An 11,926-nucleotide genomic window follows, 5' to 3' on the forward strand; every position below is an offset into this window, starting at 1 on the left:
GTAAATAGTTCTCTTAAAAAATAGCATATGGGTTTAGAATCAGAACTATAACTCAATCTAAGTAAAATCAATACTATAGTCAAACCCATATAAATCTGCTACATCGTCATCCTCGCTGACCATATTAATGTATAGCTTGCACTCGGTTTCCTTGTATCGGAATTATTTGAACCCAACTATATCTTATTAACAACTGTATTTAATGAAATAAACGATGACATATTCGATAGACCTTCGCAAACAAGTACTCTCTAGCATCGCTTATGGCATGACGATCCAAGAAACTTCCCTGCTTTATGAACTTAGTACTAGCACCATTCACAGTTGGCAGTAGAGTTTAGTCCCTAAAATGACGAAAAATAAAGTACTAGCTAAAATAGCTGATGACGCATTAATTAAAAATGTAAAAAGATATCTAAACGGTTATAACTATGAAGGAGCTCGTTGCTTGAACTGTAGTAAAACGGGCATCCTTACTTACTACTCTAAAGCGCCTTGGTATCAGTCAAAAAAACGATCTTGGAACATACAAAATAGTGATATACAGATGCCAGCGCTCAAAAAAACATAATGCCGTTGCGCAAAGAATAGGGACATAACTATGTTACGCTTGACCAACACCGTGCTACCCATGCACCCTGATAGGCTATATGCTAGTGAGGGCAGCACTCAAGCCCTCTATCCCAGTGCGCAGCAAGACATCAGTGCTCATCAAGCGTGGCAAAACAAGCTGATGCAAGCGTCTTGTGAAAACGATATCATTGCCCAGTTAAACCCCAATGGAAATCAACAACATCAGCAGCATGGTATCGATACTTATGTAATTCATGTCTATATTCATGAGCGTCATCACCCACCCTTTACACCGCTCACTGACTTAATCGGTAGCACACTTACCTTAAGCTTTGATACCCCAAGCGGTCTACATTACCGTCATTTATACCTAACGGCCATACATCAATTGGATCACGATGGTAGCTATGGTTATTATCGACTGCTCGCACAGCCCCTCACCTATCGCTTGCATCAGCATCCACGCTGTCATATAGACACTGACCTATCGGTACAATCAATGGTTGCAGAACGCACAGCTACTCTAGAGATAGAGACCGTCGATGATAGCAATAGTGAAGACGCCAGCTGGACACCTGCACGCATGACCCAGTGGCAAATCAGTGACTGGACACATATCTGTGAGCGGCTTGCACGTCAAGGACTGACCGCCTATCTGCGTCATGAGCAAACGGATGAACATACACCGCCGAAGCTCATTATCACCACAGCGAGTCCAAGTGATAGCGAGGGCATCAGCGCAAACATTGGTGCGCTACGCTATCAGCAAGTATTACACGACCGCGTACATGCGCCAGTATTGGCACTGAGTGAGCAAATCGTTACTCAGCCAAGCTCTATAACGGTGCAGCGCTTTAATAGTGCCAGTGTCGCACACCCCACTCAGTCTGCTGATGTTGCTACAAACACCAACACTGATAGAAATAATAGTGCTGACGAGGACAATCAAGCAGGTAGCCAAACACTCACGCTAGACACTCCTGCTGCGTTTGCCCCAGTGACAGATACCGAGACCATCGATGAAGCGACTGTCGTCGCCAATAGTCATCAAAGCCACTATAGCGTTTATCATGCACTCGCCCATGCCACCGATTTGAATGTTGCCGATACCTTTATACTAGTCGATCACAACCATCTCAATCAGCACTATCGTGCGACCCATATCGTACACTTGGCACGCAACAGTCTGGCACACGTGACAGGTCTAACCATCAGTCGTCGCCATCATGAACGTCATGCCTCCACTCTAGAGGCAGGCATTCACTTAACCCAGCTGCGTCTGATTACCGCAGACACGCCATGGGTGGGTAGCTTATATAGCAAACGCGTGCTACCGCCAATGACTGGTATCACAGATGCTCAAAGCGATACCGACAGTCGCAATCATATGACCCCGACCAAAAGCTATCTGCTTGATAGCCCTGCCCAACCTATCAATCGATTAGAAGCCCAAGCAGGGGCCAACTATGGCAGTCACTTCACTCATAGAACTGACGACCAAACCCTGATGCAGTCTATCAGTGATGGTGAGCACTTAATCAATACGGGTAGCTTATTATCCAGCACGCGCCCTAGCCTATTCGCCACGGACAATGAACAAGCGGTTGAGAGCGGCTATCGCAACACGGGCAATGGCCTATCAGAATGGATTACCGATCATAGAGATGAGCAAGCGTACTCGCAGCTAAACGTCGATGACGGTCAAGTGGCTGCTAGTCTAAAAATGGGTATCATTAATGCTGAAAGTGATGATGCCAGTAGTAAGCGTCAAGGTATCAATGCCAATACCAGTGCTCAAATCAATATCAAGTCGGGCGAAGCTTTAGTATTCTCTACCCAGCCGCAAACCCATGCGCAATCTGAGCAACACAACTATCAACAGCACACCCCGACTCTCACTCAAACGGCACTCGGTGGTCAGCATCTGGCTGAGCGCTTAACGCAATTGGCAACGGGACTAGGACGTCAGGTCAATGATCATAAAGCGATTAAAACGCAGTTAGAAAACATCGCAGAGGAACAGCAAACCAAAACCCATCAAACAGCGCCCTATACGCTGATCGATAGCGCTGCTGATACGAGCTATGTCAGTGACGATACGCTGATTCAGCGATCTATGGGTGAGATGATAACGACCACTCAGCAAGATATGATGGTGAGTAGCGGCGATGGGCATCATCAGGTCAGTAGCGAGTCTTTGACGATGGTTGCTGATGGTCAGTTCAGTATGACCAATGGCAAGGACAATATTATGCTATCTGCGCATACAGGGAAGCTTGAGGCGACGGCGAAGCAAGATGTGAATATGTCATCCTCGACTAAAGAAGTTGAGGTGGTGGCGACGAATAAGATTACGCTAACGGCGGGCGGTGCGAGTATCACTTTAGATGGCGGTGATATTACGATTGCGGCGATGCAGTTTACGGAGAAGGCTGGTAAGCATAGTCGTGATGGCGGCGGGATGGATGGACAGGGTTTGACAGGGTTGCCTAGTTTAGTGGCTGGCGCAATGTATAAAGCACAATTTAAGTTCGCTGACGATGATGATATTGCTTATGCCAATACGCCATATATTGCTATCAATGAGAATACGAAAGAGACGTTTGAGGGTGTTACCGATATTGAAGGAAACACTGAGACTTTCTATAGCTCTGATCCTGATGAGATTAAGGTTCATTTGAGACTAAATAACCATACTGCTCAATTTAGATTCACCGATGATGATGACATTCCTTATAGCTTTACTGATTATATTGCAAAAGCTGAAGTAACTGGCGAAGTGTTTGAAGGTATAACTGACTTTAAGGGTTATACTGAAATTATGCGCACTTCAATTGAGCAAGAAATTAAAATTCATTTATTAAATATAAACAATGGGGAGAGCACATAATGAGTTCTCGTAACACCGATCTATCTAATCTTGAACTTTCCAAATATCCTAGTTCAATGGGTGAGACACTTACAGGCGCTCAAATTACTGCCTTTATAAATAATTTAAAAGAAGATGGATATATTGTCGATAAATCTAAAGGCAAAAAAAATATAAAGGAAGTTAAAATTAAAGATATTGACGAATTAATAGTTGTAGAAAATTTTGTAGAGAGATTCAAGTCAGGAATCACTCAATTAATTACGGGTGAAAACAAAAAAGCTGTTGCAAATATGTTTAATAAAGCTAGTGAAAGTAATTTAGTGGAAGTGTGTAAAATAATGAATAGCTACTTTAAAAATGGACGCTACGGACACAAGCCTAATTTATACGAAATATCTTATATCTTCTCAACAGCTTTTATTGAAGCTTACCATTACACAAATCCTGTGATGTTATTTAGCCATCTACCAGAAGTAGGTTCAAAAGAATATTTTAATGACTACGACATACAATACAATCCCCCTAAAGCAAAATTACTTGGGAATGATAAGCCTGGTGATGGTTATAAATATAGAGGTCGTGGACTCATCCAAATAACAGGAAAAACAAACTATAAGAGATTTACTGAAATTCTGAATGTTGATTTTGTACAACACCCTGAGCTAGCATCTCAATACAAATATTCTGTGCCAATAATAATCTATGGAATGAAAGAAGGAACTTTTACTAATAAAAAACTTTCCGATTACATCAATAGCTCAACTATAGACTACACTCAAGCTAGATGGATTGTCAATGGCACTAATAAAAGAGAAATATTAGCAAAAAATTCTAAAATTATTGAAAACTGGTTAGAAGAATCTTCGCCAAAAATACCAAAAGTCTTTTAGTAAAGAGTACGATATGAATAAATTAATAATAGTATCCTCAATAGCATTACTATGCAATTGTACAAGTGGCGCTCAAACTGAAATCAAAGATGATCTGTCAAACACAGTAGACTGCTCCATCGAAAGTAAATGTCATGAACAGTTAACTAAAAAGCAGCTAGAGATTATTTTAGAAAAAATTAACACACCTGCTGATACGCCATTAAGGCTTACATATGTTGATAATGTTGATAATCAGAATGTATTAACTGACTTCTCTACTCTTTCTGACTCAACAGAATATCATTACTTTATTAAAAAAAACAATGAAACAGAAAGTATCGATAAGATTATTGGTAAATCATCAGTATATGGCATTACCAGAAATTTTATTGTCAATAATATCAACGAAAACTTAACTAGCGGATATCGAGAAATTGGTGATAGCATTTTATCTAAAATAACTAAAGATGATAAAATTCAGCAGACTGGAACATTCGAAAATTTACCTATACAGGTTCGTATGGGAGAAATAAAAAAAGTAAGTTTTTTTATAAGATATGATAACGACAATGAAGTTTCAAATCTTAGTCCTAAATATATAATTCAGTGTGCTGATAATAAAATAGTATTGAAGGATGGAATGACGTTTTTTATAGGATACGACTATAAAAACTTAGAGCAGGAAACCTACGCTGTATTAAAAGACAGTTTAGAAAAATACACTTATTATTACGATATGAATAAGCTCTGTTCAGCAGTCATCCAATAAATACTTTCCTAATCTTAAATAATTTTTATTATTATCACTTTATAATCAAGACCATTATTATATACAAACTCACTAGTGAATATTATATTTAATATTTTTCAAAGATAATTTAACGAAATTTAAAATAAAAACTAAATATTTAGATAATGCATCTAAAATAGTCGACACCTTGATAGAGCAAGAAATTAAATTTCACTTGGAAATATGATTTTAATAAGGGAGCCGTTATGCCTAATCCAGATTATGATCCATTTGCTGTTCTCTATGGTCCTAATGCCACAAATACTAATACTACTCGAAACTCTGTAACTACAAATGCTAGGATTTCACGTGTCAAAAAAAAGTTGACACTAACTCTAGACGGAACTCCTAATGGTAATCATGCTTATACTTGGGATTATCCAGATGGAAGTTTTGAAAATCACTATAAAACTCCGCTTTATACTCTAAGGATATCTAATGGTAAACATACTAGAGCGTTTCAAGTAATAAGGTTCGGTCCAAGATATGTAAGAAGTGAGGGTTACTCAGTTGCTGGACTAGCGGATCACCAAACACATTCTTTAACATGGTATCCAGAATATATGCTTCACAGTACAGACTCAGCAGAAAATGGTGCATGGATAGTATATGGAAACTTCCTGATTCATGATGGGCCTAATACAAGTGATCCAAATAGAGCTGATAGCATGATAGGTACTGCGGGTTGTTTGGAAGTCTTTGGGCATGATGGGTTCTCTAGCTTTAATAAAGCCCTACGCGAATTAGGTGGTGTCACATCAAACAAAGATGTTGATGCAAAAATAATATACCTAAAAGCGGTACGTCCCATAATCAGAGGAAGGACATTAGTCCTTCCTTAGTATGCTTAGTTGCAAAAATAATGGTGTATTAAAAAATCAAGAGGTTCCATATGAAAAAGTTTATTCTATTTCTATTTTTTGTACCTTTAGGGTGCTCAATAGAAAGCAGTGCTATTGAAGATCTGCCTAATACCGCCAAAGACGAAACTACTTTCATGGAATCTAGTATTGAGGATAACTGTACTGGTGAGCCTTTACTATCAATGTATGAAGAATTCGTCAAATTGGGTATTAAAGAATCAAATTTATTAACTAGCAAAGCCAATATAACTTTTACTAAAAGCAATACGCCTAAATCAAAGATAGAGAATAACCTAACTTCAGATTTTGGAGCTAATTTTTTAAAAAATGCCTGCTCAATAGATGGAATAGTTATTAGTATCAAAGATTTAAGAGAAGGTTATCTTGGTGCTTATCAAATCACCTACAACTCAGAAGAAAGCGCACTTTTAGCCGCTAATATTATAAGGGACACAAATTCAACACAGCTCAAATTTTTCAAAGTTGCCACTGTTTTCGATTGGAGGTTAATCAAGAACACTATTCTCATCAACTACAACAGCCCAGCTACGACTGTATACTACGAACACAATGTGAATGAGTTATCTAAATAGATGGCTATAGTGCTTTAGCAATTTGATGATGAGCAAGGTTAGTTTGTTATTATTTTACTTAAACCACCTTCGGGTGGTTTTTTATTATTGTCTCACAACCCGGCCGCAAACCCATGCGCAATCTGGACAGCACAACTATCAACAGCACACCCCCGACTACTGGTAGGTACAACTATGGGGTAATGAATAAGATGTATCCAAAAGTATGGTCAGATGAGAAAGTAAACTTTCTTGAAACGCCAGAACTTTTAGAACAGCCCAAATATGCAGCAAGATCAGCCATTGTCTTTTGGCTTGATAAAAAACTCTATATAAGTGCTGATAAAGGGGTAGAGGGTAAATATATTGACGAAGTATCAACCGTAATCAACCGTTATGATAAACCTTCTTTTTCTAATAGAAGAGGCTTCGTTCAAGAGGCTGCCAAAATATTCAAATAAGCGATCAATATGAAAATTTTAGCAATCCTAATAGCTGTCATGCTAACAGCAAATTTATCAAGCTGCCATGATGCAGATCTATTACAAAGTGAGCCTAAGCCAGATGCAGATAACTCAATATCATCACAAGCTCCACCTGTATCACAAACTCCAGAATTATCATCTGAATCGCAAAATCTAAAGCCGCCAGTAGTTCAATGTGAATCAAATACTATTAAGTTAAGTTGAACCGCCCCGACTATATCGGAGACTTGATTGCTTGAGTCAGGCAGCTTTGTCTGACTCAATAAAACTATCATAGTATCGTCTCTCAAACTCAAAAGGCGACACATAGCCAATCGTACTATGAATGCGAGTTTTGTTAAACCAATCGACCCATTCAAGGGTTGCTAATTCAACATCACTCACACTGACCCCTGCCGTCAAATCCGTATACATAAACTTGGGAGATTTTAGTTACGCAGCTTGACGATAATAATCAAACCACATCTGTCTTGGTGATTTATAGCCCAAACCCTTTTGAATTCTAGTCTGATTGTAGTACAGCTCGATGTATCTAATAATATCGTTGATCGCTGCAAATCTAGTCTTATAATCCTGATGATATACCAGCTCGTTCTTTAAAGTGCCCCAGAAGCTTTCTATTGGAGCATTGTCGAAGCAATTACCTTTAGCGCTCATTGAACCTGTAAACTGATGCTGCTTAACGATCTTGTGGTAGGCATGGCTGCAATACTGGCTGCCTCTGTCAGAGTGAACGATTAGCCCTTTGTTTGGACGTTTATTCCTGATGGCCATGTTCAATGCGCGACAGACCAAATCTGCGGTCATGCGTTTGTTGATCGCATAGCCGACCAGCTCTTTGGTATATAAGTCTTTGACTCCCGCTAAATACAACCAGCCCTCATGTGTCCAGATATAAGTAATATCGCTTACCCATGCTTGGTTAGGGCGATTGGCATCAAACTGCTGATGCAGCACATTCGGATAGACCAGCTTGTTGTGATTAGAGTCGGTGGTCACTTTAAAGCGCTTGTGACGACGGCATTTGATGCCAAATTCTTCTTTGATGCTTCTGACCATGTATAGACTAATATTATGTCCTTGTCCGCTTAGATACACATGCAGACGCTCAAAACCGTAGCGTTCGAGGGTTTCACTGTGCGCGGCTTTAACCAATAACTCGCACTGATTACGATGTACCTGCTGACAGCTGATATGACGACCCAGCCAGTCATAGTAGCTTGAGGGTTTAACCTGTAGTACGCGGCACATGCTACTAATGCTAAAGACTTGCTGGTTGTCTTTGATAAAGGCGTACTTGACTAGCTGTTTTTCGCAAAGTACGCCGTCGCCTTTTTTAGTATTTCGCGCTCCTCTTCGGCAACTTTAAGCTGGCGTTTGAGCTGCTTTATCTCTTTAAGAGCACTCATAAGGTCGGGATCATATTGCTCTGTGCCGATAAGCTTGCCTTGATTGGCTTTGTTATGCCAATTTGAGAGCGTTTGCATGGCAATGCCAAGCTGCTTTGCAGTCGCTGAAATATTGCCGTTGTTGTCTGCTATCTTTTTAACAGCTTCGGCTTTAAATTCGTCACTGTAGGTTCTTACTTTCTTGGTCATGGTAAACTCCTGTCAATACGCTTAGTTTACCAAGTTTATCTCTACGGTTTCTTCAGCATAGCTCATCAAAAGTAATGCTGAACTCACAGCAACATACATTGCACGAACCTATTATTATTGATTATGAAAAAGGGATGAGGGTTAGATAGTATGTCATGTTGATTTAAATTGCCCTAGTACCTTTTGTTAACCATAGTGCAGTTTCCATAATCACTCCTAAGCGCGCTTCAAACGCAATGCATTTAAGACCACAAACAATGAGCTGAGTGACATACCAATAGCAGCGAGCCATGGTGGCACGTAGCCCAAAGCGGCTGGTATGAGAACGATACTGTTATAAGCAATGGCCCAGCGAAAGTTTTGCTTGATGATACGTTCTGTTTTATCAGCGATACGTTTGGCCGCAGTAATCGCCTCAATGTGACCATTTAAGATAATACTATCGCTCGATACTTGCGCCAAATCTGCCGCGCCAGCAATTGAGGTGGAGACATCTGCCGCTGCCAATACTGGTGCATCATTGATACCGTCACCGACCATCAGTACGACCGCGTCTTTAGATTGCAAGCTTTGAATATGATTGACTTTATCAGCTGGCGATAGACCATTATAAGCAGATTGCATACCCAAACCTTCAGCCATGACTAATGCTTGTGGACTTGGGTCACCGGTCAGCATCACAGACTCAATGCCTAGCGCTTTCAGTGCATCAATCATCGACTTAGCACTATCACGCACCTTATCATTGAAATAAAAGCATGCCAGCGCCTGCCAGTTTTCTGAATCATAATTTTGACAAGACAAAACTACCGCTGAACTAGCACGCTGTGCTACTAAATCAATAGTTATACTATTATTTACACTAGCATCATTGGTATTGTCTAAGGCAAAATCCACATGACCAATTCGATATGACATACCATCAACTGTCGCTTCTACCCCACCCGCTGGATAATGCTGTAATGCTTGCGTGGTTGGCAAATGCAGTTGATAAGCCGCCGTGAGCAATGCGTGGGCAATGGGATGCCGACTACCCACTTCTAGAGCAGCAGCGATGGCTAATATCTTATCTTTTTGATCAGATAATGTTAAACCTTCTGTCTCTGTTTGATTTAAAAAATCCGTTAACTCGATATTGAGCAAGTTTGGCTTACCGTAAGTCAGCGTTCCTGTCTTGTCAAAAGCCACATGGGTTATTTCAGCAAGCGTTTGTAGTGTATGTCCACGCGTGGTCAAAAAACCATAGCTAGCGAGTCGATTGGTCGCTACCGTTAGCGCGATAGGCGTCGCTAAAGATAGCGCACAAGGACAAGTCGCGACCAATACGGCGACTGTCGCCCAAATGGCTTGGCTTGGATCAACGATATACCAGCCAACGAACACTAAGACGGACAATACTAAAATCCGCGCCACAAACCAGCGTGCTAGCTTATCCGCTTGCTGCGCCAGTTTTGGTTTTTCACTCATGGCACGGTTCATAAGTCTGTCAATCAAGCCGATCTGACTGTCTTCTGGCAATGCGGTAACCAGCATCTCAAATGGCTGGCTGTCGTTTTGCGCACCGCCAACGATATAGTCGCCTTGAGATTTTATAATCAAGTCGCCCTCGCCTGTCAGCAAGCTTTGTGAAACTGTGGCAGTTGGACTGAGCAAAATACCATCACTGATAATCTCAGATCCAGCCTCTACCATGATGATGTCACCCACTTGCAAGCTGTGAGCGGTCACCATTTTTTTATCTTGTATACTATTTTTTTCTTCGACGCTGACGTCTGTTGTTAACTCTGGTTTTGATTCTAGTTTTGACTCTTTTTTTGATAAGGAGAAGCTCTGATTACGCGATTGTTGCCAGTCTTCGGCGATACGTGCGGTTAGCTCATGAACGTTATTATCTATGCGCTTCATAAAATTGGGCATAGCACTTGATAAATTCTGGTTACTTGCTACGTTACTTGCCATATTGATATTCAAATCAGTGCTATTAATAACAACACTTTCACTTTCGTTACTAGCCGATGTTTCATTGAGCAGGTTCTGCGAAATCTGTTGCAAGATACACTCAGCCGCTTGCTTATCTTCCGCAATTTTTTGCACCAATACCGGCTCAACCACCACCAGATCGTTGGCCATGGTCGCGGCTTTGAGGCGGGCATTATGCTCGATGTAACGCCCTGCCAATAAAAAGAAAATAAACATACTGACCGAATCATAATATGTCTCGCCTTGCCCAGTAATAGTGGCATAAAGACTGGCGCCAAAAGTCACAACCAGTGCGATACTGACGGGCACATCCATATTGACTTGACGGGCGCGAATCGCTGACCAAGCTGACGTAAAAAACGGTAATCCAGCATAAAAAAACACTGGCGTACTGACAAACAATGAGACCCAGCGCAAAAAGTCACGCTGCAATATCAACATGTCGCTATATTCACCAAAATAAAGCGCCACCGCATACATCATCGCTTGCATCGAGCCCAATGCCGCGATACCAAGGCGCAGCAGCATTTGATTGGTGTGCCGTGCCAGCATAGCCTCATGCGTGTCTTGACGATAAGGCTTAGCTTCATAGCCGATTTCATTGATAACCGCTAAAATACGACTAATTGGTAGCTTATCTTCGTTCCAAATCACCCGCATACGCTGATTGGTCAAATTCACCTGACATTTACTGATACCGTCCAACTCATCGAGACGTGACTCAATCAACCACGTACAAGCCGCACAGCGCAGATTGTTCACAGACAGCTCTGCCACCGACATGCCATCCTGTGCATACACAAACTGCTGCTTTATTTCATCATGATCATAAGCTTCCAGGCGAGTCATCTCTACTGGTAAGCTGGCCGTACGGCTGATCTCTGAGCGATCCAGATAATATTGCTCAAGCCCAGCTTCTACGATGCTCTGCGCTGCCAACTGACAGCCCATACAACACATCTCACGTGGTTGACCCAATATATCGGCATAAAACGGCGGCTGCGGCACAGGGTCACCGCAATGAAAGCAGTGACCAGCGAGTGGCAGCACTAGACCTTCGGTGATCGAACTATTTTCATGGTGATGACTTGGAGTAGATGCTGATTCTATTGACGGAGGGACACTAGACATAATCGCGCTTACTTCCTTTAGACAGGTTTGCTCGAACCATATTCACTTGCAGTAAATTCGCTTTTATATACGTACTTATTATTAAAAGTGCTCAGTACCTATGAAAGTATATAACAACAATAACAACTGATAATTCATAAAAAACACATCGTTACAGCAATATTAAACTGCTATCGTAGATAACAATTTT

10 protein-coding genes and 1 pseudogene are annotated in these 11,926 nt (G+C 41.1%); 8 read left to right on the top strand and 3 right to left on the bottom strand.

The window, feature by feature from the left end:
- The first annotated feature begins 268 nt into the window (after positions 1-268).
- From ACT3SX_RS10770 to ACT3SX_RS10805, 8 genes are all read left to right on the top strand, one after another.
- Entirely contained in the window at positions 269-334 is a 66-nt protein-coding gene (locus ACT3SX_RS10770; RefSeq protein WP_444519226.1) for a hypothetical protein, read from the top strand.
- Between the two features lie 267 nt (positions 335-601).
- Positions 602-3,463: a DUF2345 domain-containing protein gene (locus ACT3SX_RS10775; RefSeq protein ID WP_444761723.1), complete on the top strand. Its 2,862-nt coding sequence runs from the start codon at positions 602-604 to the stop codon at positions 3,461-3,463.
- Positions 3,463-4,335: a hypothetical protein gene (locus tag ACT3SX_RS10780; RefSeq protein ID WP_444519214.1), complete on the top strand. Its 873-nt coding sequence runs from the start codon at positions 3,463-3,465 to the stop codon at positions 4,333-4,335. Before ACT3SX_RS10775 ends, ACT3SX_RS10780 begins: the two co-directional genes overlap by 1 nt.
- Before the next feature lie 13 nt (positions 4,336-4,348).
- Positions 4,349-5,086 carry a hypothetical protein gene (locus ACT3SX_RS10785; RefSeq protein ID WP_444519215.1) on the top strand — a complete coding sequence of 246 codons (738 nt, stop codon included), beginning with the start codon at positions 4,349-4,351 and terminating at the stop codon, positions 5,084-5,086.
- A gap of 227 nt (positions 5,087-5,313) precedes the next feature.
- Positions 5,314-5,949 (top strand): hypothetical protein, encoded by a 636-nt coding sequence (locus ACT3SX_RS10790; RefSeq protein WP_444753324.1) that lies wholly within the window; start codon positions 5,314-5,316, stop codon positions 5,947-5,949.
- A gap of 50 nt (positions 5,950-5,999) precedes the next feature.
- Positions 6,000-6,563, top strand: a complete 564-nt coding sequence (locus ACT3SX_RS10795) for a hypothetical protein (RefSeq protein ID WP_444519252.1) — start codon at positions 6,000-6,002, stop codon at positions 6,561-6,563.
- A gap of 113 nt (positions 6,564-6,676) precedes the next feature.
- On the top strand, positions 6,677-7,003 hold the full coding sequence (locus ACT3SX_RS10800) for a hypothetical protein (protein WP_444761724.1): 327 nt from the start codon (positions 6,677-6,679) through the stop codon (positions 7,001-7,003).
- Positions 7,004-7,012: 9 nt separating this feature from the next.
- Positions 7,013-7,231: a hypothetical protein gene (locus tag ACT3SX_RS10805; protein ID WP_444761725.1), complete on the top strand. Its 219-nt coding sequence runs from the start codon at positions 7,013-7,015 to the stop codon at positions 7,229-7,231.
- Positions 7,232-7,267: 36 nt separating this feature from the next.
- Here the strand turns inward: ACT3SX_RS10805 and ACT3SX_RS10810 are convergent.
- From ACT3SX_RS10810 to ACT3SX_RS10820, 3 genes and pseudogenes are all read right to left on the bottom strand, one after another.
- Positions 7,268-7,411, bottom strand: a pseudogene (locus ACT3SX_RS10810) (IS3 family transposase); the annotation flags it as partial.
- 48 nt (positions 7,412-7,459) lie between these two features.
- A protein-coding gene (locus ACT3SX_RS10815; RefSeq protein ID WP_444761726.1) for an IS3 family transposase occupies positions 7,460-8,625 on the bottom strand; the annotation gives its coding sequence in 2 pieces (ribosomal slippage) (positions 7,460-8,367 and positions 8,367-8,625; 1,167 coding nt in all).
- Positions 8,626-8,841: 216 nt separating this feature from the next.
- A complete protein-coding gene (locus ACT3SX_RS10820) occupies positions 8,842-11,736 on the bottom strand; it encodes a heavy metal translocating P-type ATPase (protein ID WP_442074949.1) in 2,895 nt (964 codons plus the stop codon).
- Positions 11,737-11,926 lie beyond the last annotated feature (190 nt).

The organism is Psychrobacter sp. AOP31-B2-9, from assembly GCF_052378005.1.
Lineage (GTDB): Bacteria > Pseudomonadota > Gammaproteobacteria > Pseudomonadales > Moraxellaceae > Psychrobacter.